This is a genomic window from Thermophagus xiamenensis (assembly GCF_900112795.1).
GTDB lineage: Bacteria > Bacteroidota > Bacteroidia > Bacteroidales > Marinilabiliaceae > Thermophagus > Thermophagus xiamenensis.
In genome coordinates this window covers 1-26,988 of the sequence record NZ_FONA01000030.1, presented here as the reverse complement: position 1 = coordinate 26,988, position 26,988 = coordinate 1, and the positions used below count along the sequence as shown (strand labels likewise).

The following is a 26,988-nucleotide window of genomic DNA, read 5'->3' as shown; positions in this document are numbered from 1 at the left end:
AAGCGTTCTGAAGTTTAGTCTAACAGCGAAGATCGTAAAATGGACGCAATTTTTTTAAGGAATCTTTTTTTAAAATGACTTTTCAGATTTCTTTCTTTCTAATTACCTAAGGCTCTATATGTTTTGTCTCTTTTCAGCGGATTTTTGAGGAAACTCCAGTCAAAAGAATTAATAATCCAGTAATTGTTAGAAGTATTTATTGTGAAAACGCACGAAAACTTTTATATTTGTGCCAATCGCATACCAGAACAGAATGGATGAAAAAAGAGATTTTAAATTTTTAGTCAATAAAAATTCAGATGTGCCGAAATTTAGGCAATTGGTTGAATCGGTTAATAATGCCATTTCGGAAGAGCGTTTAAATATTGGTGATCATTTGCCTTCGGTAAATCAAGTTTGTAAAGAATATAATCTTTCACGGGATACAGTTTTTAAGGCTTACTCTCTCTTAAAGGAACAGGGGGTTGTGGAGTCGGTTCCCAATAAAGGTTATTTTATTGCTAAAGAAATTCGCAGAGTTTTCTTATTTCTGGATACTTTTAAGGCCTATAAAGAGGTGCTTTATGATTCTTTTTTTAAGAATCTGCCGAAAAATGTAATTGCTGATGTTCATTTTCATCACTATAAACCAGACGTTTTTCGAAAACAGATAGAAGAAAGTATCGGCAAATATGCCAAATATGTGATAATGCCTTTCGACCATCCTTCCATCCCTGATACTTTAAACCTGTTGCCTGAAGAAAAATTATTGCTCATCGATTGGAACATTTATTCTACGCCTACCAACAACGTATTGTATCAGGACTTTGGAGAGCCTGTATTGGTGGAGTTGGAAAAGATTCTTCATCTTATCCGTAAGTATGAAAAGTTTGTCTTTGTTTATCCTGAATATACAAACCATCCTTATGACTCGGTGCAATACTTTAAGAAATTTTGTAGGAAACACCGGGTGAAACATGAAGTATTATACGACAGTTCTCAATTCGATGTGGAAAAGGGAGTTGCTTATATAAGTGTAAGCGACCGCATTTTAGGGCGGTTTTTAGAGCAAACGCGTGAAAAAAATCTGGAACCCGGTAAAGATGTGGGCTTCATCTCTTATAATGAAACACCAATGAAGAAGTTTATTTATAAGGGAATAACTGTTATTTCAACGGATTTCAGAATGTTGGGAAGAAAAGCTGCTGAGTTTGTGGCCAATGATGCTCCTATGAGGGTGTGCGTACCAACCACTATTCATATTCGGGAATCACTTTGAAGATTTGTTTCTTTTAAAAGTTAGGAATTGTGCATGACTATAAAAATTAACAACATGTATAAATAAGAGATCAAGGCAAAAACGGGTATGCTTAAAGTATTCAGAGCACCATTTGTTTTTTTGCCCGAAAAGGATCAATAAGATTCATAATGCTATACCCGATACTAAGAACTAAGCAACTAGGGCTAAAAAACAGGCACCAAAACTAATTTGCTGGTTCCCTTTTTGAAAAAATTAATTAAGATAATATTTGAGTAGAAAATTATATACGAATCAGAACAGAACAGTGTATTTATGGCTTATTCATTAGGATTTGATATAGGGAGCTCCTCGGTAAAAGTGAGCTTATTAGACATTGAAAAGGGGGTTGGGGTTGCTTCGGCATTTTATCCCAAAACCGAAATGAGCATTTCCGTTCCGAAGCCGGAATGGGCTGAACAGTCGCCTGAAGATTGGTGGCAAAATCTTAAAAAAGCCTTATCTGAAGTGGTCAGCCAATCGTCGGTTAATACTGCTGAAATAAAAGCTATAGGTATTACCTACCAAATGCATGGATTGGTTGCTTTGGATAAAAATGATAAGGTGGTACGGCCTAGTATTATTTGGTGCGATAGCAGGGCTGTTGATTATGGCCGGAGAGCCTTCCATGCTTTGGGTGAGAAATGGGCTTTAGAGCATTTGCTTAATTCACCGGGAAATTTCACTGCTGCCAAACTGGCGTGGGTGAAAGAAAATGAGCCTGAAATTTATGAGCGTATTGATAAAATAATGCTGCCAGGTGATTATATCGCTTTTCGGTTAACTGGTGAAAAAAATACTACTCTGTCGGGATTGTCTGAGGGGATATTTATAGATTATCAGACTAATGAAATTTCTGAGGAGTTGTTGGATTATTTTGGTTTTTCTAAATCACTTATTCCCGAACAGGTACCCACTTTTGCACCTCAAGGATTTTTATTGCCCCGGGTTGCGGAAGAATTAGGGCTTACTGCCGGTATTCCTGTAGCCTACAGAGCTGGTGACCAACCCAATAATGCCTTTTCGCTGAATGTTCTGGAACCAGGAGAGGTGGCCGCTACCGCCGGTACTTCAGGTGTCGTTTACGGTGTTAGCGACCAATTGGTACCTGATTCTTTATCCAGAGTCAATACCTTTGCGCATGTCAATCATACCAAGCACCAGAGGCGCTTGGGTATTTTGTTGTGCATTAATGGTACTGGTATTTTAAATGCCTGGCTGAGACAAAATACAGCCCGTGAGCTGGACTATTCACAAATTAATGACGAGGCATTGACAGCACCGGTAGGTGCCGAAGGGTTGAGGGTTTTCCCTTTTGGCAATGGGGCTGAACGGGTACTTGGTGACCTTAATCCTGGTGCTTCATTATCCGGATTGAATTTTAATATACACAATCGGAGCCATTTATTGCGAGCCGGCCAGGAAGGAATTGCATTTAGTTTTCGTTACGGAATGGATATCATGCAAGGAATGGGGGTGAAGGGTAACGTTATTCGTGCCGGAAAAGCCAACATGTTTTTGAGCCCCTTGTTCCGTCAAACGCTCTCTAATCTTACAGGGGCTACAGTGGAACTTTATGATACCGACGGCTCTCTGGGTGCCGCCAGAGGTGCTGCGCTCGGTGCCGGTATCTGGAAATCGCCTCAGGAAGCCTTTGAAAATCTCAATAAACTGGAAGTCATCACCCCAAACCACGAAGCTGACACTATCAATAATTATTATGAAGATTGGAAGCAAAAATTGAATAACATTTTAAAATAAAAGATTTATGGACGTTTTAATTGGAAAAAAAGAGTATTTCCCAGGTATTGGGAAAATTAAATTTGAAGGTAAAGATTCAAAAAATCCATTGGCCTTTAAATGGTATAACGAAGACGAAGTGGTGGCCGGAAAGACCATGAAAGATCACTTTAGGTTTGCAATGGCCTACTGGCATACCCTAACGGGTGACGGTGGAGATCCTTTTGGTCCGGGAACCAGAATTTTCCCATGGGATGACTCTTCTGACGTTATGGAACGAAATAAAAACCGTATGGATGCCGCTTTTGAGTTCATGACTAAAATGGGCATTCCTTTCTGGTGCTTTCATGATGTGGATGTTGCCGGTGATGGGAGTGTTGGCGAAATTGAAGAACGGCTCATGAAAATGGTCGAATATGCCAAAGAAAAACAAAAAGCTTCAGGTATTAAGCTGCTTTGGGGTACCGCCAATGTTTTTAGTAATCCAAGATACATGAATGGTGCCGCCACCAACCCTGATTTCACGGTAGTAGCTCACGCCGGTACTCAAATTAAGAATGCTATTGATGCAACCATTGCGCTCGGCGGTTCCAACTATGTGTTTTGGGGTGGTCGGGAAGGTTATATGTCTTTACTCAATACCAATACCAAACGTGAAAAGGAACATTTGGCTCGACTGTTAACTATGGCCAGAGATTATGGGCGTAAGAATGGTTTTAAGGGGACCTTCCTGATTGAACCCAAACCCATGGAACCCACCAAACATCAATATGATTTCGATGCCGAAACCGTTATTGGGTTTTTACGTCACTATGGACTGGACAAAGACTTTAAGCTTAATATTGAAGTAAATCATGCTACCTTGGCGCAACATACATTCCAGCATGAATTACAGATGGCCGCAGATGCCGGTATGCTTGGAAGTATTGATGCCAACAGAGGTGATTACCAGAATGGTTGGGATACCGATCAGTTCCCAATCAATATTTACGAAACCATCGAAGCCATGCTGGTAATCCTTGAAGCCGGTGGTTTTACTACCGGGGGGGTCAACTTTGATGCTAAAGTAAGACGTAATTCTACTGATTTGGAAGACCTGTTTATTGCTCATATTGCGGCTATGGATGTCTTTGCCCGGGCACTGAAAGCTGCTGATCGAATCCTTCGTGAGTCTGATTATAAGAAAATGCGTGCCGAACGTTACGCTTCTTTCGACTCTGGTAAAGGGGCTGAATTTGAAAAGGGTAATCTCACCCTTGAAGATTTGCGTAAAATTGCTCTCGAGGCTGGTGAACCCGCTCAAATTAGTGGAAAGCAGGAACTTTATGAGCAACTTATCAATTTGTACATTTAATCTGATATTGTATACGAAGATTATGGAAGTAGACAGGATAATTTTTCCTGTCATACTTCCTTTGTTTATGCTTGTTTTTGTTAATTACCTTTCGCTTTTGTTTTCCAAAACCAAATTTTAAATAATAAATTAATGGATGGTCGAAATAAATATTATGTAATTACCATAACATTGATAGCAACCCTTGGTGGTCTGCTCTTTGGCTACGATACCGCTGTTATTTCCGGTGCCGAAAAATCGGTTCAGGCATATTTGATTGAAAGTCAGGGGTTAAGCTCTATTGTTCATGGCATAACTACCTCTAGTGCTCTCATCGGATGTATCATTGGTGGCCTCATCTCAGGTGTTTTGGCTACTTCGTTTGGACGAAAAAGGTCTTTGCAGTTTGCAGCAATTTTGTTCTTTCTCTCTGCTTTAGGTTCAGGTTATCCCGAGTTCTTGTTTTTTAAGCGGGGGGAACCCACTATCGGATTGTTACTCATGTTCAACTTTTACCGTATTATTGGAGGAATAGGTGTAGGGCTGGCTTCGGCGCTTAGCCCCATGTATATTGGTGAGGTAGCACCTGCCAACATTCGCGGCCGTTTGGTTTCGTTAAATCAATTTGCCATTATTTTCGGGATGTTGGTCGTCTATTTTGTCAATTGGGGAATTGCTCACGGTCAAACTATTGAATGGATTAACGAAATTGGGTGGCGAAGGATGTTTGTGTCAGAAGTCATTCCTGCCGGTCTTTTTGGAATCCTTTTGTTTCTTGTGCCCGAAACACCACGATATCTGGCGTTAAAAAACAAAGAAGAAAAAGCTTTGCAGATTCTTACCAAAATAAACGGGAAAGAGGTTGCCCACGCCATTATGAAAGATATCAAAGAAAGTCTAAAGCAACATACCTCAGAACGATTGTTCTCTTTCGGGAAAAAAGTTATTGTTATAGGTATTTTGCTTTCTGTATTTCAGCAATTTGTGGGTATTAATGTGGCGCTGTACTATGCCCCTCGGATATTTGAAAGCATGGGTGCGGCTAAGGATGCTTCTATGCTGCAAACCGTTATTATGGGATTCGTAAATGTAGTATTTACCGTTGTGGCCATCTTTACTGTTGATAACTGGGGCCGTAAACCTCTGTTAATTGTGGGGTCGGCAGGGATGGCTGTTGGTATGTTTGCTATTGCAGGATTAGCTTTCTATGATATTATTGGCATTAGCACTCTGGTCTTTATGATTGTTTATACTGCCTCATTTATGATGTCCTGGGGACCTATTACATGGGTGCTTATCTCTGAAATATTTCCTAACAAGATACGCGGTAAAGCCGTGGCCATCGCTGTTGCCGCACAATGGGCTGCCAACTATCTTGTATCATCTACCTATCCGGCTATGATGGAATATAGTGGCGCCATGACTTATAGCATTTATGGCATTATGAGTGTCTTATCGCTTTTGTTTGTGTGGAGATTTGTTCCCGAAACCAAAGGGCGTACGCTTGAGGATATGGAAGCTCTTTGGGAAAAGAAGTAATTGAGACGTGTAAGTGAATTTTTGCCCGGTTTATACCGGCCATAAGGGTGTCTTTAATTCTTGGGTTTGATGCGTTTTGTTCCAGGCTAAGGTATTCATTATAAGCAATTATGAATCTTTAGCACAATGTACGCACTGTTAACCCGGCTTTGGAGGCACCCTTGTTTTATTCAGGTTGATGCAAATTATTTAGGTCGGATGAATGACAATGGGGGCAATGGGATAGGGGAGTAGCAGCGGTGGTGATTCGGGAACACCTTTTACAGCGTGCCCAATAGTTCTCGGTTGTATAAGTGCCTCCTTCAATGATTATAGCTTTTCCTTCAACCATGGCTTTAGCTATCGCTTGTCGAGCTTTTTTGTATATCCTCGTAAAGGTTGGACGGGAAATATTCATTCGTTCAGCAGCCTCTTCCTGATTCATATTTTCGTAATCGATAAGGCGGATAGATTCATATTCTTCGTATAACAATACGACTTTATCCAGCTGCCTCATTTTTATGCCAACGGGTTTGAATCCTTCTATTTTGGGTGGTGCGTCTATCTTTCTGATTCTTCGTTGATTGGGCATTTGTCTTCGTTTTGGTGGTTTCTCCTCAATGCAACAAAGATAAAGAAACATGCATGACAATGAAAGTTTGTTACAACAAGAATTATATATTACTAAAAATAGTATTATTTAATAATTGATTATTTTTGTCAAATCAGAACCTGTCTGTTAGTGTGGGTTTTGTATTGACTAATTAATTATATATTAACTTTTTTAGAAATGCGTAAGGGTAATATACAAGTTTACGGCAATGCTGAAACCAGGTTGTGCAAAATGGTTTTTCCCGGTACCTTAAATGCCAATGAAACATTGTTTGGCGGGGAAATTATGAAATGGATGGATGAAACCGCCTTTATTTGTGCTACCCGTGCCACGCGGCAAAAAATGTTTACAGCCTCAGTTGAAAAGGTGGAATTTATCGCACCGGTGAAAGAAAACTCTATCGTTGAAATGGTAGCCAATGTAAAGACTGCCGGGCCGGTTAAACTGGAGGTGGAGGTGCAACTTTTTTCCGAACCTTTATATGCCGATGATAAAACACTCGCTGCTAAAGCTCTTTTTATTATGGTTGCATTAAATGAACGTAATAAGGTAACACGCCTCTCTTTTCATCATTTAACCAATTTATTTAAAAAAAAGCGCTAAAAAATTTGGATATTAAATGAACATTTGTTCATTTTGTAGATGGTAAGGCCGGATTTTTATCATATGGCATATAATATTTAAAATGAAGTAAATCAATTTACTTGTTTTTCAAGAGCATTTAATTGCTAAATAGAAAATATGCTGTATTGAAAGCATCGATCGCAATATTTAATTTAAAAAAATAGTATTATGCCAGCAGGTGACAGAACCGGACCAGCAGGACAAGGTCCTCGCTCCGGAAGAGGTAAAGGTTTTTGTAGTGGTAATTCTACCCCCGGCTTTAATAACGAAGATAACCGTCGCAGAGCCGGTCGGATAGGAGGTCGTGGAATGGGCCGTGGAAGAGGTCGTGGCCGCGGAACAGGTGGACAATCTTAATTGTTTTTGTGTGATTGAGGACAGCCGGTTGAATTTTACAAATAGCTTTTTTTATCATTTGGCCGGTTGTTTTTATTGGAACGAATATGACAATGAAGGTTTGTCGCAAAAGAACTATGTATAAAAAGTTACAGGCAGAGTAAGTTTTTAGTAATTAGTTTCTGGTCAATTAGTGTTGGACTAAAGACTATTCACTATCTACTAAAAACTAATTTTAAGTTCCATCAGAATTATGACCTAAATTAATTTTGAATTTACATTAATACGAATTTATCTATGAATCAAAAAGTAGCAATTCCTGTTGTCAATGGTCTTTTAAGTGCTCATTTTGGCCATTGTCAGTATTTCATAATAGCCGATGTGGTTGATGGTGAAATACGACAAATAAAAGAAGAAGTACCGCCGCCTCATGAGCCCGGCGTCATTCCCCGATGGCTCGGGGCTTTGGGTGTCAATGTTGTTTTGGTTGGTGGAATAGGTCAAAAGGCTTTGGAACTGTTCAAACAATTTGGTATTAACCCTGTTATTGGCGTTCCACAAAAAGAACCGAAACAATTGCTCGAAGATTTTATTAACGATAAGTTAGTTGTCGGTGCGAATCAGTGCAGCCATTAAAATTTTTTGTTGACAAATGGTTGGACAGGATCTCTCGTCGGGAGGTCCTGTTTTTTTATATGTTTGCATAAAACCATTAACTTTGCGTTTTAATTTTTATTGTGATAGATGACGAAGAAAAGAAAACGTGTTGTGGTAGGCCTTTCCGGCGGTGTTGATTCCAGTGTTGCTGCCAAAGTTTTATTAGAGCAGGGCTATGATGTTGTAGGGCTGTTTATGAGAAACTGGCACGACACAACGGGAGTGCTTGAAGCAGATTGCCCCTGGCTCGATGATAAGTTTGATGCTGAGGCTGTTGCCCGTAAATTGGATATACCTTTTCATTTTATTGATTTGAGTAAGGAATACCGTGCTCGCGTGGTGGATTATATGTTCTCGGAATATGAGAAAGGGCGAACACCTAATCCGGATGTTTTATGTAATCGCGAAATTAAGTTCGATGTTTTCATGGAGAAGGCCTTCGAACTGGGAGCAGATTATGTTGCGACAGGACACTATTGCCGGAAAGAAACAATAAAATCTTCAACCGGAGAAACTTACAGGTTGCTGGCAGGCGCTGATTCAAACAAAGATCAGAGCTATTTTCTTTGTCAGCTTTCGCAAGCCCAACTTGCCAAAGCTTTGTTCCCAATTGGTGATTTGGTGAAACCACAAGTCAGAAAAATCGCTGCCGAATTAAATTTGGTAACTGCTTATAAGAAAGATTCGCAGGGTATTTGTTTTGTCGGTAAAGTTGATTTACCTGTTTTCTTGCAGCAGAAACTTGAACCCAAAAAAGGAAAAGTTTTTTTAGTGCCACCCGAATCTGAGCTTTTTAACCGTCAATGGCAGTTGGCTGATAATAACCCTTCGGATGAAATTCTGGATACTTTGGCTAAACCTTATCCGTTTCATCCCAAATTTGGCTCTAAAATTGGAGAACATAACGGCGCCCATTTTTATACCATTGGGCAGCGGAAAGGGTTGAATATTGGAGGATTCCCGGAGCCACTCTTTATTATAGGCCTTGATGTAAACTTTAATCAGGTTTATGTGGGGATGGGAAAACAACACCCCGGATTATTTCGACGAGTGCTTAAAATCAGTAATGATGAGGTGCATTGGGTACGTCCCGATTTGGCTCTTAACATGGGGCAGGCAAGACGTCTTAAAGTCCGTATCAGGTATCGGCAACCGCTTCAGGATGGTATTCTATATCAACGAAAAAGCGGATTATATATAGTGTTTGACCAGCCGCAACGGGGTATCACGCCCGGACAATTTGCCGCCTGGTATCAGGATGATGAATTGACCGGTTCCGGGGTGATTGCTTAATTTTCCGGGTTTTTTTCTTATGGTCATTTTTATTGATAATAGAGGCACGTTCCCCTCACGGGATGTGTATGAGAAATTGTAGTGAAGTGAAGAAAATAGGATTATTGTCAGATACCCATGGCTATTTAGACCCCAGACTTTTTGATTTATTTAGTGAGGTCGATGAAATATGGCATGCCGGAGATATAGGCAGTGAAAATGTGCTTTGTGACCTTGAATCATTTAAAATGTGCAGGGCCGTATATGGCAATATTGACGGTTGGGAAATCCGTGCTCAGGTACCAGAACACCAACGTTTTGTATGCGAAGGCTTAAGGGTGTGGATGACTCATATAGGGGGGTATCCCGGTCGGTATGCTCCCTCTATTCGTCAACAATTATTACAAGACCCACCTGATCTATTTATTTCAGGACATAGTCACATCTTAAAAGTGATGAACGATAAAAAATTGGGATTGCTTCATATGAATCCCGGTGCTGCCGGTAAAAATGGTTTCCATAAAGTACGTACAGCTCTTCGATTTACTATAGAAAATGGGCAACCGCACGATTTGGAAGTGATTGAACTGGGCCCTCGTCTCTAATATCCTAACAACTTTTGGGCATAATAATCTAATTGCATAATTACCGTAAGCTTCTTCCGCTTTTTAAATCTTTTGCTAAGATGGACGCATGCATTTGAGGGTACTTTAAGTCAATTTCTTTTTTCTATTGTTATAAGAATCTCTTTTTTAGTCTCGCCTTTCTATTATTTGGTATAATAATAACTATGAATATGTTATAGTGGATTTATAGTTTTTATCAATATCTATAGATAAAATAAAAGGTAAAATAGTACCATATTTATTGCAGAAAAAATTCTGCTTTGTAAATTTGCCTATCGATAAAGATGTATAATTAATTAATTGTTAACAAATTAAAATATTTTAATTATGGCTGTTTTAGTAGGAAAAAAAGCACCGGAATTTCAGGCACCTGCTGTAGTAAACGGCGGGGAAATCGTAGAAAACTTTTCATTGAAACAATACGAAGGTAAAAAATATGTAGTTTTCTTTTTCTATCCTGCCGACTTCACTTTTGTTTGCCCAACTGAAATTGTGGCTATGCAGGATAAAATGGAAGAGTTTGAAAAAAGAAACGTTGCAGTAGTAGGAGCAAGCACCGATCAGGAATTCAGTCACTGGAAGTGGTTGCAAACCGAAAAGAAAGATGGCGGTATCAAAGGTGTTAAATTCCCGTTGGTAGCCGACAGCAGCATGACCATTGCCAAAAATTATGACGTATTGGCAGGCGATTTTGAATATGATGAAAACGGGAAAGCTGTATTTAAAGGAGTACCTCAGGCTTACAGAGGTCTTTTCCTGATCGATAAAGAAGGTATTGTTCGCCATCAGGTTGTTAACGACATGCCTTTGGGACGTAGCGTGGACGAAGTACTGCGTATGGTCGACGCTTTGCAATTCTTCGAAGAAAACGGTGAGGTTTGTCCCGCCAACTGGCATAAAGGTCAGGAAGCTCTTAAACCCACTCAGGAAAGTATTGCCGAGTATTTGGGTAAAAACTAATTTTAACTTGTAAATATTGTCTTTAAGCCATCCTTTTTTAAGGGTGGCTTTTTTGTTTATGGTAAATTATCCATTTATTTTTGCCTTTATGCGTAAATGGATTTCTATTTCTATCGATGACCGGGATGAGCAATTTGAACGAAAGCTTTACCGAATGGTCAGGGCCTTTAAATATGCGGTGATTTTGGTTGATAAATATCCTTTCTACAACGATAACCCGCACCACTACAAGGCTTTTGACTTATTGGCAGGCTTCGATGCTATTGATGTGGTTAATGATTCTGTTGCACATTTAGATCGGGTTGTCAATTCATTTTCTGATTGGTATTTGGGATATTTTTCTTTTGATTTTAAGAACGACCTTGAGCCACTATTAACTACCTCGCATCCCGATAAGATTGGCTTTCGTCGGTTTAGTTTTTTTCGGCCACGCTTTTTGGTAAAACGGGTAGGTGGAAACTGGTATGTGGGGTATAATACCCATTGGGATAGTCGAAAATCCTGTGACGATTTTATTCGTCATATAGCCCAGATGGTTGTAAATCCCGGTGAGTTGCCAGCAGTTGACTTTAAGTTTAATATGTCTAAGAATCAGTATCTTCATTCTGTGGAAAAACTCAAATCGCATATACGCAGAGGTGATATTTACGAAGTAAACTTTTGCATGGAACTTTTCACCAAGGTAGCAGGGCTCGATACAGCTTTTCTTTTTGATAAATTGCTGAAAGTTGCTCCAATGCCTTTTTCGACCCTGGTGCGGGATAATGATGCTTTTTTAATAGGAGCTTCTCCCGAACGTTATTTAAGAAAGAAGGGAGCAAAAATTATATCTCAACCCATGAAAGGCACCGCTGGTCGTAGCAATGACAGAGAAACGGATCTTGATTTAATGAGAAGTCTTTCAGAGTCGGAAAAGGAAAGGGCTGAAAATATTATGATTACCGATTTGGTGCGAAACGACTTGTCGCGCTCCGCAGCACGGGGTACCGTTAAAGTGGATGAGTTATGCCATGTTTTACCTTTCCCGGGTGTATATCAAATGATTTCAACGGTTTCGTGCCAGTTACATCCGGATGCCCACTGGCTTGACCCTTTGAAAAATAGTTTTCCTATGGGTTCTATGACGGGTGCACCTAAAATAAAGGCTTTACATCTTATCGACAAATATGAAAAAAGTGCCAGAGGTCTCTATTCCGGTACGGTAGGTTATATTACACCCGAATTGGATTTTGATTTCAACGTGGTGATTCGTAGCTTTTTATACAATCAATTAAATGGGTATCTCTCTTTTCCGGTGGGCAGTGCCATTACCGATGCGTGTAATGCCCACGACGAATATCAAGAGTGTTTGTTGAAAGCCGGCGCTATTAATAATATCTTTAGTTAAATTTATTTATTATGATTCAACAGCAGGTTGAGGAAACATTATGTTCTTACGGAATAAATAAAAATGATCCTTTATTGGTGGCGTTGAGCGGTGGCCCTGATTCTATGGCTTTATTGCATTTGTTAAATGCGTCAGGTTATCATTGTACGGTCGCTCATTGTAATTTTCATCTGAGAGGGGAGGAATCGGATGAAGATACACGATTTGTGCTTGATTACTGCCGTCAAAATAATATTCCTTTTTTTGTTAAGCATTTTAATACATTGGAAGAAGCCAAACGCAGGGGGATTTCCATAGAAATGGCAGCTCGCGATCTTCGTTACTCGTGGTTCTATGAGTTGTTGAAAAGTGAAAATCTGCGATGGATTGTTACCGGGCATCACGGTGACGATATGATTGAAACTTTTTTTCTTAATCTGGTTCGGGGGACGGGTTTGCGTGGATTGAAAGGAATGCAGGTTATCAACGGGAAAGTGGTCCGACCCATGCTATCTGTCGGTCGCGAACAAATTGAAGATTACTGCCGGATTCATAATATTCCGTTTCGAACGGATTCTTCGAATTCTGATACTTCTTTTCAAAGGAATCGCATAAGGCATGTTGTGATGCCGGTTTTCAAAGATTTAAATCCCGGCTTTTTTTATACAATGATGCAAAATTTCCGTAACCTTCAGGAGGCTTGGCAAATCGTTGAAACCGAGGTTGAAAGGGTGAAAAAGGATATGGTGGCCGGGGAAGGAGATATCTGGATGATACCAATTAAACTGATAGCTCAGCATCCTCAAAAAAACACCGTGCTGTTTGAATTGTTGCGACCTTATGGCTTTAACCGACAAACCGTTGCCGAAATTATTGATGGGTTGGAGGGTACTCCCGGCAAACAATTTTTTTCCGACAATTACAGATTGATAAGGGATCGTTTTAACCTGGTTGTGGTTCCTAAGGAAAAAGATGAGCAGGAATACTTTTATATTAACAGTGATGAAACCGAAGTTTTGAAGCCGGTACCGTTGAAAATTCGCCGATTTGTTCCGGACAACGATTTTCGCTTTTCCCGTAGTCCCCAATGCATCCACCTGGATGCCGATATGATTGAATTTCCTCTTACCTTACGGCATTGGAAACCGGGCGACCAATTTCGTCCGCTGGGGATGGAAACATTTAAAAAATTAAGTGACTTTTTTGTGGATGAGAAATTTTCGTTGGTGGATAAAGAAAGAACCTGGCTTTTACTTTCCGGCGACCAAATTGTTTGGGTGGTAGGACGTAGAATCGATGATCGATTTAAAGTTACTGCCAAAACAAAAAATATACTTGAAATAAAAATGGAGGAGGGGTGAGCTATTGGGCCTAGACAATACCTCCTCCAATTACTAAATCATTATCGTAAAATACAATACTTTGACCGGGAGTTATCCCCCATGCAGGTTTTTCAAATACTACTTTAAGTTTATCTTCTGATATGCGCTGAATGGTACCGGGTATCATGGGGACTGTGTCAATACCTCTTATGCGGACCGAAACACTTTGGGAGTTATTTGCACCCATCGGGTCCACAAGATAATAATCTTTTAAATTAAGACTTTCGGTTTTTAATGAAGCCGTTTTAGATACTACCACCTGATTTGTGTCTGCCTTTAGCGCTGCCACAAACCAACCGGTATCGTTAAGACCCAGCCCTTTTTTCTGACCTATGGTATAATGCGCTATTCCGTTGTGTTTCCCCAGTACATTCCCCTTTTCATCAACTATATCGCCGGGACGGAGGGCCGTATGGTCTAACTGTTCGGCAAGAAATTCCCGATAGTTAGTGCCGTCCAGAAAACAAACCCCCATGCTTTCATTTTGTTGGGCTATGGCCTGGAGTCCTTTGCTGATTGCAAGTTGGCGAACTCCCGATTTGGTCATATCACCCAGCGGGAATAGGGCCTTTTCTAAAACGGGTTGGTCTAAATTCCATAAAAAGTAGGATTGATCTTTGGATAAATCCATCCCTCTTTTAATGTACCATTTATTGTTGACAAATTCCTTTTGTACGTAATGTCCCGTGGCGATGTATGAGCAATTTAGTTCTTGTGCCTTCTGAAGCAGGGTCGGCCATTTTATTATCGGATTACACCTGTTGCAAGGGTTGGGCGTCCGACCAACAAGGTATTCCCGGCAAAAATAGTTGACAACAGATTGATGAAAAGGGATTTGTACATCTACTACATGATGCTCAATACCCAATTGGCGGGTAATGGCATCTACTTTTCTTATTTCTTTTTCCATGGTGTCCGGTTGCCGGTGCCAGGTTTTTAGTGTTAAGCCCACAACGGTGTGACCTGATTCCTGCAATAACAAAGCGGTCATGGTGCTGTCCAGACCACCACTCATCCCTACTAATATCTTTGACGGTTTAATATTCATATCCACCTGTAAGCGGCTTTACTCTTTAATATTCTCCCTTACTTTTTTCAGAAATGCCTGCAATCCTTCAGTGTCTTTGTTTTTTATCAAATTTATCAGATGTTTTAACTCTTGCCGGATGTTTTCAACCTGTTCAATGGTGTAGGGATTCATTAATATTTCGGTTAGCAGGTAATCATCCTCTGAGAGTAAACCCTTTGCAATGTCATGATGTTTGCGAAAGGTGGTTCCCGGAGCATCCTGCTTTTTCATGCAGGCAGCAAATACCAGGGTGGATGAGAAGGGAATGGAGAGTGAGTAAGCAATGGTTTGGTCATGCTCTTCAAAACTGTATTCGTGCAAGTTAAGTCCCAGCGAACCAAAAAAGTCTTTAAAAAAGGCTTTTCCCATATGGTCCGATTCGCTGATAATAATGGCATGATGCTGCTTTAGTTCTTTCAAATTGGCAAAAGTAGGGCCGAACATGGGGTGGGTCGATACAAACCGACGGCCCGTTTTTTCGTAAAACTCTTTTAATCCGGTTTTTACCGATGCTATATCCGATATTATGCAGGTTTCGGGAAGATAGTCCAATACCGATTCGAAAGCTGGGATGGTATATTTTAGGTTGGCCGCATTGATTAATAATTCGGGGGCAAATTGGGTGATTTCCTCTCGCTTGGTTAACCGTTGGGTGTTAAAAACAAAACGTAACCGTTCCAGATCGGGATCAAATATTGCCACTTCATGCTGTAAGCATAGGGCATCGGTCAACCACGTGCCCATCTTGCCCGCTCCAAGGATACATATCTTCATTACTGATTCTTTATATTTCTTTTTGCTAATATACACGCATAACTTGATGTAGCCATTTGCGTGTATTACGGTATAATCTATTTAAAATTAATCTAATTTATTAGGTTGAAAAAGGTATCCAAAAGCCATTTGATGTTTTGCGAAAACTATTCGGATACTATAAAAACTTTTGTTTCAAAGTGTTTCATAATGTTCCGGCTAGTTACGCTGGTAAAATTCAGACTATTTAGATACCCTCTTTTATTTCGAAGGATTTCCCTAAGGTTATTCTTGTTTTTTGCTTTTTTTTAGAGCCTTGTTCATGATTTCACTTTGCCGGTTTATGGACTCTTCGTGAATCGACTCAAAAATTTTGGTGATAAAATCTTCGTTCAATCCTCGTTGAGAACCACGTTCGCGTCGATTATTCAGCACTTCGTCGTAACGTCGCGTCTGAAGAATGGTAATGTTGTTTTCAAATTTATATTTTCCAATGGCTTCAGATATTTTCATCCGCTCTTTGAGGAGATCAAGCAACTGATCATCTAACTGGTCTATTTGTTTTCTTAGTTCATCGAGGGTGACACGGGGTGTATCTTCACCGATTTTGGGCCGCCGCAATACCAAATTATCGAGAATCTCTTTTAACATCTCTGGTGTTACTTGTTGTTTGGCATCGCTCCATGCCTTGTCGGGACATATATGCGATTCAATAATCAAGCCGTCGAAGTTCAGGTCCATCGCTTCCTGGGCTATGCCTGCCAATAATTCGCGGTTGCCACCGATATGACTGGGATCGGTAATGATGGGTAACTCGGGGATACGGCGTCTTAGCTCAATGGGTATTTGCCATTGTGGGTTATTGCGAAATTCGGACTGGTCATACGAACTAAAGCCTCGGTGAATTGCTGCTAAGCGGGTGATGCCGGCCCTGTTCAGTCGTTCCAGAGCTCCAATCCAGAGTTCCAGATCAGGATTGACAGGGTTTTTTACCATCACAGGCATATCTAAACCTTTCAATGCGTCGGCTATTTCCTGAACTGCAAAAGGGTTGGCCGAAGTGCGTGCCCCTATCCATACCATGTCGACACCGAATTTGACAGCTTCATAAACATGATGTGAAGTGGCTACTTCTACACAGATAAACATGCCGGTTTCTTCTTTGACACGCTTGAGCCAGGGGAGACCCACCGTTCCGACCCCTTCGAAAGCACCAGGGCGGGTACGGGGCTTCCAAATCCCCGCACGGAATATCTTGATACCGCGCGCTGATAACTCTTTTGCCGTATTTAATGTCTGTTCTTCTGTTTCGGCACTGCAAGGCCCTGAAATGATGATAGGGCGTTTCAGCTCCAGACCCGGGAGCTGGATGGGCTGTATCTTCAATTTGTGCATGGTTATTTCGTTATGTGGTTTTTAATTCTGTTAAGCGATTCTTTTAATTTATCTTCGGGCGTACACAAGGATATACGGATATATCTTTCACCTCCACTGCCAAATATAAATCCGGGCGTTATGAAAACATGAGCGTCATATAATATTTTATCCGACAGTTCTTTGGCCGATGAATAATGCGCCGGAATTTTGGCCCATACAAACATGCCGCTTTGATTTTCCTGCCAGGTGCATTGGAGGCTTTTCAGTATTTCCAGAACCAGTTTTTTCCGATTTTTATATACCCGGTTTACCTGTTGATACCAATCATCTGACAGTGATAAAGCTTTGGCTGCCGCTTCCTGTAAGGGCCGGAACATGCCTGAGTCCATATTGCTCTTGATGCGAAGGATATATTCGATAAATTGTGGGTTAGAGGCGGCCATACCCACTCTCCAGCCGGCCATGTTATGTGATTTACTCAAAGAATTGAGTTCTATAGCTATATCTTTGGCACCGGGAACAGACAGAATACTTTGTGGATTGTCATTTAATATAAAACTGTACGGATTGTCATTACATATAATAATGTGGTGCCGTTTCCCAAAGGCTATCAAATCTTCGAATAACTTGCTGTTGGCGGGTGCACCCGTAGGCATATTGGGGTAATTGACCCACATTAATTTTACATTTGACAGGTCTTTTTCTTCCAAAGCTTTCAGGTTGGGATGCCATCCTTTATCTTCCTGAAGGTCATAGCTGATGATTTTGGCACCAACAATTTGTGATACCGAGGCATAGGTAGGATAGCCCGGATTGGGAACCAAAACTTCGTCACCGGGATTGAGAAAAGCCATGGATATGTGCATGATTCCTTCTTTCGAACCCATAAGGGGTAGTATTTCACGTTCCGGATCCAGTGCGACACCATAGAAGCGTTTGTACCATTTTGAAAAGCTCTGACGCAAGGTTGGGATGCCGATATATGATTGATATCCATGAACGTCGGATCGAAGAGAAGTAGTGTTAAGAATCTCTAACACTTCGGGTGCAGGCGGTTGGTCGGGATTTCCAATCCCCAGATTGATCACCTCTTTCCCTTCGGCATTCATTCGGGCTATCTCTTTCAGTTTTAAAGAAAAGTAATATTCTTTAACCTGATTGATTCTTTGAGCAGGTGTGACCATAATATTCGATAATTATATAGATGTTAGTGCTTTGTGAACTTCTTTGCTTTCGGTAGAATCCCCGTTGGTGGAATGGGTCGTGGTACAGGCTTCGTATTCGCCAAGGATGCGTAATTTTTTGCATAGGGGGCGAATGGCATCTAACGACTGTAAGTATCGTTCGTAATCGTTAAACATTATGTCGATATAGAATAAATATTCCCATTCAATTCCCACAACCGGGAGCGATTGTATCTTGGTCAGGTTGATGTTATAAAAAGCCAGTATGGTAAGTACTTTTGACAAGCTGCCTTCTTCGTGAGGTAAGGAAAATACCAGGGAAGATTTATTGATGCGATTTTGAGCCAGCAGAGCTTCTTTTTCAGCTTTATTTTCACGGCCAAGTATCAAAAAGCGTGTGTAGTTATGTTTGTTGGTTTCGATGCCTCGTTCTATTATTTCGAGGTTGTAGAGCTTGGCAGCCAACGATGGGGCTATGGCGCCAATTCCTTTAACCCGGCGGTCGGCAATTTGTTTGGCACTCAAGGCAGTATCTTCACTCTCGATGAGTTTTATATGCGGATGTTTTTGGAAGAACTCCTCGCATTGGGCAAGAGCCATAGGGTGGGAGTGAACTTCTTTTATATCTTTTATCGATTGTCCCGGCAGGGTCATCAGGTGGTGCTTTATGCGTAATTTATGTTCGCCCTGAATGGTAAAACCCGATTCTCTTAATAAGGTGTAGTTAGGCAATAAACTGCCTACCAGGGTGTTTTCGATGGCCATAATACCTCTTAATTCGGGGTCGGCATGCATGGCTTTAAACAGGTCGCGGAAGGTGTAACAGGGTACCACTTCCACTTTTTGGTCCTTAAAATAGGCTCGGGCCGCTATCTCGTGGTTAGCACCCGGAATCCCCTGAATCGCTACTTTTATCGTCTTTCCTTCGCTCATAGTACTAATAAAAAAAATCCCGCCTTTCAGGGGCGGGATGCATATTTAATTTCCGAATCGTTTCTTTTAGTTATGCATAAGCCTGCCCCTTCTGGTTGATGAACCAAAAAAGTAAAAAAAGAAATAAAAAAAGTATGAGTAGGCATGCTTTTGCATAATGGTCCGATATTTTCAATTGACTTTTGCTTGGGCAAAAATAGAGATTAATTCTATTTCACACAACAGGAAGTTGAAAAAAATTAAAAAAATCAGCTCATTTTTTGTGAAAATGATATTTGCACCACGGGAAATAATAACATTTTGTTACTCCTTTTCGCTGAGTTCCAGCCATCTCATTTCGCATTCGTCCAACTCTTTTAACAAGTCACCCAGGCGTTTAGAGGTTTCTACCAATTGGTCGGACGGTAGATTGCCCGAACTGAGCAATGTCTCAGCTTCCTGTTTTTCAGCCTCCAATATTTCCATGCGTTTTTCCAGCTCTTCCATTTCCTTCTTTTCTTTAAAGGTAAGCTTATTGGGAGCCGGCTTACGGGGTGGTTTATTCTTTTGGGCAGATTTATTTTTCGGGGTATTCTCTTTTTGTAAACGTTTTTTCTTCTCTTCTTCCTTTTGTTGCAGGTAGTAATCGGTATAGTTTCCGGGAAAATCTTTAATAATGCCGTTGCCTTTAAAAACAAAAAGATGGTCGGTGGTGCGGTCCAGGAAGTAGCGGTCGTGCGATACTACCAAAACACAACCGTCGAATTGTGTCAGAAAGTCTTCCAATACGTTTAGGGTAAGTATATCCAGGTCGTTGGTGGGCTCGTCCAATATCAAAAAGTTGGGGTTTTGCATCAGCACGGTCATCAGGTAAAGCCGTTTTTTTTCGCCGCCGCTAAGTTTTTCTACCAACACATTGTGCATTTCGTTGGGAAACATGAAATAACGCAAAAATTGTGCGGCCGACATAGATTGCCCTTTCCCCAGCATTATATGGTCGGCTATATCGGTAATTACTTCCAATACCCTCTTTCGTTCATCTATGACCATCCCTTCCTGACGGTAATAGCCAATTTTGAGTGTTTCTCCCGGTTCAATTTCGCCACTGTCGGGCTGAAGGTCGCCCGTGAGAATATTTAGAAAGGTGGATTTGCCACTGCCGTTTTTGCCGATAATGCCTACCTTTTCACCTCTGACAAATTTGTATGAAAAATCATTTATTAGTCGTAAATCGTCAAAGCTTTTGCTAATGTGGTGTAAATTGAGGACTTTACGTCCCAGGCGCGATGCACTAAAACGAATATCCAGTTTTTGTTCTTCGGTGGTTTGCGAGGCTCTTTTTTTAAGTTCACCAAATGCTTCGACCCGGTATTTGGCTTTGGTACCGCGAGCCTGTGGCTGACGGTTCATCCATTCCTGCTCCTTTCTCAATAAATTGCGGGCCCTTTCTATTTCTTTGTTTTTCTGCTGGATGCGTTCGTCCCGTTTTTCCAGATAATAGGCATAGCTCCCTTTAAAATGATAAAGCGTTTCATCCTGAAGTTCAAAAATCTGATTACAAACGCTGTCCAAAAAATAACGGTCGTGCGTAACCATTAACAATGTCATCCGGCTGCGTTTCAGATAATCTTCCAACCATTCAATCATTTCCAGGTCCAGGTGGTTGGTTGGCTCGTCCAAAATCAGAAAATCGGGCTCGGTAATGAGTACCGATGCCAGCGCCACTCGCTTCACCTGGCCGCCCGAAAGCTGTTCTACCGGTTGGTCAAAACGGTTAATATTTAATTTTGAAAGAATTTGTTTGGCCTTTTCTTCATAGCTCCAGGCATTGTATTGCTCCATCCTGGGCAAAAGCCTTTGCAGTTCTTCATCATTGTTTTCGAGCACCGCCTTTTCGTATTGGCTGACCGTTCGGGCCACCTCATTGTCGGAATTAAAAATGGCTTCCAGAACCGTTAACCCGGGTTGAAATGATGGTGATTGTTCCAAATAGCCCATCGTGGCATCTTTGCTGATGGTTATCTCTCCCTCATCAGGTGCTAACTGACCGGCCAATATGTTGAGCAATGTGGTTTTCCCCGTTCCGTTGCGCGCTATCAAGGCGGCTTTATCGCCCTCCGATAACCCAAAGGTAAGATTGCTGAACAGACGTATATCACCCCAGTGATGTGTCAGATTTTCTACTGATAATATGTTGGCCATAAGGTGTTTATTCCTTAATTGAAATGTTGTATTAATGAAGGGCTCATTCCACATCATCACCACAAAAGGCTTTTGGCAGATGAGCTTATCGTTTTTTTGTATATCGGCAAATTTAATAATCTTGACCTTAACTGAGGTAATTGAAATTAAATTGGAGGGATGAAGGCAGGATTTTGGGGGGAAAATTTTCTATACAAATTTTACTTCTGCAGTCGAATGTCAAAATATAAGAAGGCAGAATTTAAGTCAAATATAGGTATGGCTTTATTTTATAAATATTCTTATTAAGAAACCTTTTCTGGAATATCTTTTTTATGAATTTTTAAATTATTGTTGATCATTCTAGTCGGGTGGGCATAAAAAAATTATAACAAAATTTAAATTTATTGCACAGGATTTAATTTATTTAAAAAAACACTGAATTTATGTCATTGATATTTTGGTATAATTAATTTATTTGAGTAAGAAATTAATTCGTAGTTTGTTGTAGTAAGTTCTTAAGCCAAAATAGGTGAAATTAACCAGTGAATTTCGAATTATAATTACCTAAAAATTTTTCGTTTAACATTATGTGTGATTGAATTTGAGAACAGGCACAAAAAAAATTACTGGTCGAAAAAGATTTAGGGACTATTGAAAAGTAAAAGAGTCTTATGGAGGTCAAATTTTATACAAATGTATCAAGCCTGGCAAGAAGTCTTTCCACAACAAGAATATATATAAAAGTATATAGGCAGAAGTGCACAGGTAGAAGGGGGTATTAGGTCAAGAGGCCATTAGGCTGTTGGTTTTTGAGATTGAAAAGATTGAAGGGATTGATGGGCTAAATAGACTAATCACTAATGACGAACCATCAATTTTAAATTCCAGTAGACCAATTCATTAGATAAATTTTATGCTGATGAAGTTTTTATGATACAATCGTATATATTGTTTTAGTTATAAAGAATAAAAAAAGTAATAAAAACTCAAGGTATGAAAAAAAGATTTTTTACTTTTCTTTTTTTAATTGTTATTTCTCTTCATATTGTTGCACAGAATCCTGGTTTACCAATTAAGGGTGAACTTAGTCAAACGTTACTATCTCAAAGGGTATTTTCCAAATCTAATGAAATTGATATAGTTAAAATTGAACATGAAATTGGAAAGGAATATTCCCTTGAGGTATCAGCCAGAATAAATTCTGCCCAGGGACGAGGTCTTGATATGGAAGCTCGTAATTATGAGTTAAAAGGATTTCGTCTATCTCTTGATACAACCTTCCTTAAGTGGACGAGTCCATTAACTGTCAGTAATCCAATTTCTTTTGTTACTCCACGGGAGGATCAAACTATTCGTATTGCCGTAAAAAGTGATACAGCATACATCTTTCAAAATGGTGCATTTATTGATTCACAGCCTTTAATGCATATAAAAAATATTAAAAATGGAGAAGAAGTTGAGGAAGATGAAATAGAAGAAACCAATTTAATTTCTGACTGGGCCGGAACAGAATCAGACAATTTAGGAAAACCGAGTGACTATGGATGGGATTACACAGGAACAACACAACAAATTTTTAATACAGCCAATTCTGGCAGTGGAGTACGGTATTTGGATGTGGATGAGAACAATGTTACCCATACATTGAATGGAGAAATTTTTATTGGAAGAATAATGTTCATTAGATGGGATAACAATAGTATTATTAATACCGTTTATGGCTATCCCGTTACTTTAGAAGCAAACACTACCTATAATCTATCATTGCTACACGCATACTGGGCAAACGCTACAGGAAATCGGACTATGACTGTAGGAATTAATGAGTCGATCTCATCTGATAACTATATTGCATCTAAGATCTTGTCCAATGGAAACCAGGGTGTTTTGAATAAAAGTGATTTAACTTTTACTACTAATGAGGCCGGTATTTATTATATTACCTTTACAGGAGATTGGGGATTGTTTTCAATTGGCCAATTAAAACTAAATAAAGTCAATTCTTCTCCACGATTTATCTTCGGTAAAAATTATACGGACGGCTCTGTAGATATGGAAATATTGTCAGTTACATATGAGGAAGGTGCATATGCTCCGGAACCGTTTGTAGAAGGACCAAGACAAAATATTTTGGTTAGTGATAAAATTGTTTCGTATCCGACATCCATAAATAAAAACTTCATTCTTGACGGGTCAACAGAGTTACATCTGGCTGGAGAGTATAATCCATTAGTAAATTCAAGAGTTGAAATAAACTCTAATGACGCTTGGGTATATTTCGATAATATAAGACCATCGGTGGTAAAATCCGACTGGCTCGATAAAATCATAATAAATGGTATACCAGCAAGCAACAATGAAAATATTCGAATTGCAATTTATAAAAATGGTACTGTAATTATTCCTAACGGAAAGCAAACAGATAAAGAGGCCCTGGTTGTATTTTCCGAACCCTTTTTAAACGGCGAGTCAATGAATTTTGCCATCGAAAAATACTATAATAATCTGGGAGAATTTGACAATGCAATTAGATCATTTATATTAAAAAAAGGTTATATGGCTACATTGGCAACCAATCCGGATGGATTAGGCTTTAGCCGTGTATTTATTGCTGATAAAGATGATTTAGTATTCAATACTATGCCTGAAGGCTTGGATTCGACCGTTTCTTTCATTAGAGTTTTTCGCTGGAATTGGGTAAGTAAAAAAGGAAAAGCAGGTTGGAATCCGGATAAGATTAATGCAACATGGTACTATGATTGGAATATTGGTGGTGCTTCTTCAGATAATTATGATTACGTAGCCATTAGACAAAACGGGGGATGGCCAAGTTGGGAAGCCATAAATAATAAACCTAATATCAATCATTTACTTGGGTTCAATGAACCTGATCGTCCTGATCAGGCTAATATGACTGTTGATCAGGTAATTGCTCAATGGCCTGAAATGATGAAGTCTGGGCTTAGATTAGGTTCCCCTGCGCCTTCTGATCCTTTTAATGGGTTCATTCCCCAATTTATGGAAAGAGCTGAGGAACTTAATTATCGAGTGGATTTTATTGCAATACATTGTTATTGGGGTGGTATGAGTCCTCAGACTTGGTATGATCGGTTAAAACAAGTTTATAACTGGTATAAACGTCCATTGTGGATTACGGAGTGGAACAATGGAGCTAACTGGACAAATGAACCATGGCCGGAAAATAAAACGGAACAATTTGAAAAACAATTAAATGATTTAAAGGGAATTTTGTTGGTGCTCGATACTGCTTCCTTTGTAGAGCGTTATGCTATTTATGACTGGGTTGAAGAGAAAAGAGCCTTGGTGTTAGGTGATACGCTTACGCCTGCGGGTAAATACTATGCGGCTAATAAATCAAATTTCGCATTTAATCGTGAATATGAATATATTCATACCTGGAAACCTTTGGGGCCTCATTTAAATAGTTCTATAAGTGACGAGGACCACTCTAAAGTGATACTTTCTTGGGAAGATATTAATGGAGAGTTAGGGCTAAAATACATTTTAGAAAGAAAAATTAATGGTGTAGACGATGATTTTCTTCCTATAAAAGAATTTACTGATTATGATATTGGAAGCACATTGAATGTTGAAGATAATGTTTATGATGCAGCTATTTATCGGGTCAAAGCTTTTGATAAGTTTGGTTCGTTTGCCTATTCAAATAATCATGAAGTAACCAGAGATCCAAACCCTTATGCGCCTGGTAGCCTTACAGGTAAAACTATTTCTGCAACTATTCTTGAAATCAATTGGACTTCCGGCACCAATGCCAGATCTTATAATCTTAAGAGATCTTTAAGCGAAGAAGGTCCTTTCGAAACAATTTTATCACATACTAATCTTTTAACCTATAGAGATGAGAATTTAAACCCGAATACTACTTATTATTATGTTGTAACAAGTTTAAACTCAGCAGGTGAAAGTGAAAATTCTACTGTTTTGAAATTAAAAACCAATATTTTAGAAGCTCCTGAAAAGGTAAAGAATCCGCGTATTGCTTCGGGAGACAAGAAAATAACCCTTACCTGGGATTTACTATATGATGTTAAATATGATATACTTAAAGCAGACTCTCTAAATGGGGAATTTAAAATTATTGCATCTGATTGGGATGGATTACGGTATGTTGATTATGATGTTGAAAATGATAATGACTATTTTTACAAAATTGTAGCTCATAATGAAGCCGGACGAAGCCCTGAGACCCAGGTGCTGGAAGGAAAACCCAAGCTTGGACAACATCTCTTTTTAAGTTTTAATGAGCCTTCTGGAAGGTTTGCAGAAGATATTTGGGGTGGTTTTCATGGTAATTTAGGTGCCACAGCTATTCATGTTGATGGAAAAAATTATAAAGCAATTAAACTCGTTGGTTCAGAGGAGTCGTTTGTTTCCATTGAGGAAGGCATAGTTGCCGACATTGAAGATTTTACAATAGTTTTTTGGGCCAAAATAAACGGAATTGACAATTGGATGAGAATCTTTGATTTTGGGTCTGGAACGAGTCAATACATGTTTTTTACAATTCAAGCGGGAGAAATTGATGGAAAGTCAATATTGCGTTATGCTATTAAAAACAATAGTGAAGAACAAAGATTGAATTTTGAATTTGCTGTTCCCCTCAATGAATGGATTCATTTTGCAATTACACAAAATAATGATACTGCAAGTTTATATCTTAATGGAGAATTAGTGGCTTTTGATACTATAACAATTAAACCTTCAAGTTTAGGAATAACCAAACAAAATTATATAGGTAAATCACAGTTTGTTAATGATCCAATGTTTATAGGTTCAATTGATGAATTTGCCATTTTTAATTATGCACTGAGTCGAGAAAAAATCCAAAATATTATTGACAATGGAATTCCAAATCCTAAAGTGGATACTTATTTTCCTTTCCAAATGATAAGTGATCACAATAATTTGAAAGTTTTTCCAAATCCTGTTAATTCAGAAATTAATGTAGTTGGAAATTTGAAGGATAATTATCAATATGGTATATACAATATTGATGGGCGGAAAATATTAACTGGCCTCCTGGAATATGGCAAAATTCAAATTCCTCATCAAGTACCTAATGGGATTTATATTTTGGAAATCACAAATGGTCAAAATTCAGTTTTTAAAACCAAAATTGTTATCCAAAAGAATTAAATACGCTTTTTATGTATTAAGGGTGTTTTAGAAGTGTAATTTTTACTTTTATTAGACAGCTTTATAAATAAACATTTTCTTTTTAGTAAAACCAATTTTCTAAATGTTTATTCAGTGAGCAAGCTGGATTTGTCAAGGGGTGGCAGAGAAATGAAGCCCTTTATATATAAGTTCAGATTGCTCACATTTTTTTGCATTTAAAATTTGATGGATTTTTTATTCGTCCGTTTAGCTACAAAAGTTTCGTCCCTACGGGACTGCCATCAAATCAGGTTGGTGGCCATTACAAATGATTAGTTTATCTGTTATTATTTCACAACATTAGCTCCGTAGGAGCATAACCTTTGTAGCCGTTGGCATGAGAGAAGAGGCATAGCCCCATCGGGGCGACACCATTAATCGTTGAATTCAAACAGATATTAATCATCATATTCAATGTTAAATTTTTCCGGGAAATTTTCTGTCATCACACGGTGTTTTTCCAAATACGATATGAACCAATAATTGCGTATATGTATTAGCCATGGTTCTATTTTTTCCTGTTTTCCGCACTTTTTCGGGGCACCCTCTTAACTATCTGTAAATCAATCATGATTTTTTAAATTTGGGTGTCCCAAATTTATTTCTA

20 protein-coding genes are annotated in these 26,988 nt (G+C 39.3%); 13 read left to right on the top strand and 7 right to left on the bottom strand.

Features of this window, described 5'->3' with window-relative positions; all coding sequences use genetic code 11:
* The first annotated feature begins 301 nt into the window (after positions 1-301).
* The 4 genes from BM130_RS14385 to xylE all read left to right on the top strand — a co-directional run bounded on the left by BM130_RS14385 (position 302) and on the right by xylE (position 5,888).
* Positions 302-1,258: a GntR family transcriptional regulator gene (locus tag BM130_RS14385; protein WP_254771987.1), complete on the top strand. Its 957-nt coding sequence runs from the start codon at positions 302-304 to the stop codon at positions 1,256-1,258.
* A 294-nt stretch (positions 1,259-1,552) separates the two neighbouring features.
* Positions 1,553-3,037 carry a xylulokinase gene (locus tag BM130_RS14380; protein WP_074964410.1) on the top strand — a complete coding sequence of 495 codons (1,485 nt, stop codon included), beginning with the start codon at positions 1,553-1,555 and terminating at the stop codon, positions 3,035-3,037.
* A gap of 7 nt (positions 3,038-3,044) precedes the next feature.
* A complete protein-coding gene (xylA, locus tag BM130_RS14375) occupies positions 3,045-4,370 on the top strand; it encodes a xylose isomerase (protein ID WP_010528781.1) in 1,326 nt (441 codons plus the stop codon).
* 132 nt (positions 4,371-4,502) lie between these two features.
* Positions 4,503-5,888, top strand: coding sequence for a D-xylose transporter XylE (gene xylE / locus BM130_RS14370; protein WP_010528782.1), 1,386 nt, complete (start codon positions 4,503-4,505; stop codon positions 5,886-5,888).
* 166 nt (positions 5,889-6,054) lie between these two features.
* Here the strand turns inward: xylE and BM130_RS14365 are convergent, their stop codons facing one another.
* Entirely contained in the window at positions 6,055-6,459 is a 405-nt protein-coding gene (locus tag BM130_RS14365; RefSeq protein WP_010528783.1) for a DUF134 domain-containing protein, read from the bottom strand.
* A gap of 198 nt (positions 6,460-6,657) precedes the next feature.
* On the opposite strand from BM130_RS14365, the gene BM130_RS14360 reads away from it, so the two are divergent.
* The 8 genes from BM130_RS14360 (at position 6,658) to tilS (ending at position 13,682) form a co-directional block, all read left to right on the top strand.
* Positions 6,658-7,083 carry an acyl-CoA thioesterase gene (locus BM130_RS14360; protein ID WP_010528784.1) on the top strand — a complete coding sequence of 142 codons (426 nt, stop codon included), beginning with the start codon at positions 6,658-6,660 and terminating at the stop codon, positions 7,081-7,083.
* A gap of 189 nt (positions 7,084-7,272) precedes the next feature.
* Positions 7,273-7,461, top strand: a complete 189-nt coding sequence (locus BM130_RS14355) for a DUF5320 domain-containing protein (RefSeq protein WP_010528785.1) — start codon at positions 7,273-7,275, stop codon at positions 7,459-7,461.
* A gap of 276 nt (positions 7,462-7,737) precedes the next feature.
* Positions 7,738-8,076 carry a NifB/NifX family molybdenum-iron cluster-binding protein gene (locus tag BM130_RS14350; RefSeq protein WP_010528786.1) on the top strand — a complete coding sequence of 113 codons (339 nt, stop codon included), beginning with the start codon at positions 7,738-7,740 and terminating at the stop codon, positions 8,074-8,076.
* A 108-nt stretch (positions 8,077-8,184) separates the two neighbouring features.
* Positions 8,185-9,390, top strand: coding sequence for a tRNA 2-thiouridine(34) synthase MnmA (mnmA, locus tag BM130_RS14345; protein WP_010528787.1), 1,206 nt, complete (start codon positions 8,185-8,187; stop codon positions 9,388-9,390).
* 86 nt (positions 9,391-9,476) lie between these two features.
* Entirely contained in the window at positions 9,477-9,974 is a 498-nt protein-coding gene (locus BM130_RS14340; RefSeq protein ID WP_029626736.1) for a metallophosphoesterase family protein, read from the top strand.
* Between the two features lie 348 nt (positions 9,975-10,322).
* Positions 10,323-10,955, top strand: a complete 633-nt coding sequence (locus BM130_RS14335) for a peroxiredoxin (protein ID WP_010528789.1) — start codon at positions 10,323-10,325, stop codon at positions 10,953-10,955.
* Positions 10,956-11,043: 88 nt separating this feature from the next.
* Complete coding sequence (locus tag BM130_RS14330; protein WP_044138855.1) at positions 11,044-12,342, top strand: chorismate-binding protein; 1,299 nt, start codon at positions 11,044-11,046, stop codon at positions 12,340-12,342.
* An 11-nt stretch (positions 12,343-12,353) separates the two neighbouring features.
* Positions 12,354-13,682, top strand: a complete 1,329-nt coding sequence (gene tilS, locus BM130_RS14325) for a tRNA lysidine(34) synthetase TilS (RefSeq protein WP_010528791.1) — start codon at positions 12,354-12,356, stop codon at positions 13,680-13,682.
* Positions 13,683-13,692: 10 nt separating this feature from the next.
* On the opposite strand, the gene mnmA (BM130_RS14320) is transcribed toward tilS, so the two are convergent.
* The 6 genes from mnmA (BM130_RS14320) to abc-f form a co-directional block, all read right to left on the bottom strand.
* Positions 13,693-14,751: a tRNA 2-thiouridine(34) synthase MnmA gene (gene mnmA, locus BM130_RS14320; protein WP_074964409.1), complete on the bottom strand. Its 1,059-nt coding sequence runs from the start codon at positions 14,749-14,751 to the stop codon at positions 13,693-13,695.
* Between the two features lie 18 nt (positions 14,752-14,769).
* The gene (locus tag BM130_RS14315) at positions 14,770-15,546 is read right to left on the bottom strand and encodes a prephenate dehydrogenase (RefSeq protein ID WP_010528793.1); all 777 of its coding nucleotides are present in this window, start codon (positions 15,544-15,546) and stop codon (positions 14,770-14,772) included.
* Positions 15,547-15,810: 264 nt separating this feature from the next.
* Positions 15,811-16,920, bottom strand: a complete 1,110-nt coding sequence (locus BM130_RS14310) for a chorismate mutase (RefSeq protein WP_010528794.1) — start codon at positions 16,918-16,920, stop codon at positions 15,811-15,813.
* Between the two features lie 2 nt (positions 16,921-16,922).
* A complete protein-coding gene (locus tag BM130_RS14305) occupies positions 16,923-18,086 on the bottom strand; it encodes a pyridoxal phosphate-dependent aminotransferase (protein WP_010528795.1) in 1,164 nt (387 codons plus the stop codon).
* Positions 18,087-18,098: 12 nt separating this feature from the next.
* Entirely contained in the window at positions 18,099-19,019 is a 921-nt protein-coding gene (locus BM130_RS14300; protein ID WP_010528796.1) for a prephenate dehydratase, read from the bottom strand.
* Positions 19,020-19,322: 303 nt separating this feature from the next.
* Positions 19,323-21,200 (bottom strand): ribosomal protection-like ABC-F family protein, encoded by a 1,878-nt coding sequence (abc-f, locus tag BM130_RS14295; protein ID WP_029626738.1) that lies wholly within the window; start codon positions 21,198-21,200, stop codon positions 19,323-19,325.
* A 975-nt stretch (positions 21,201-22,175) separates the two neighbouring features.
* Here abc-f and BM130_RS14290 point away from each other — a divergent pair.
* On the top strand, positions 22,176-26,360 hold the full coding sequence (locus BM130_RS14290) for a glycosyl hydrolase (protein ID WP_010528798.1): 4,185 nt from the start codon (positions 22,176-22,178) through the stop codon (positions 26,358-26,360).
* The last annotated feature ends 628 nt before the right edge of the window (positions 26,361-26,988 follow it).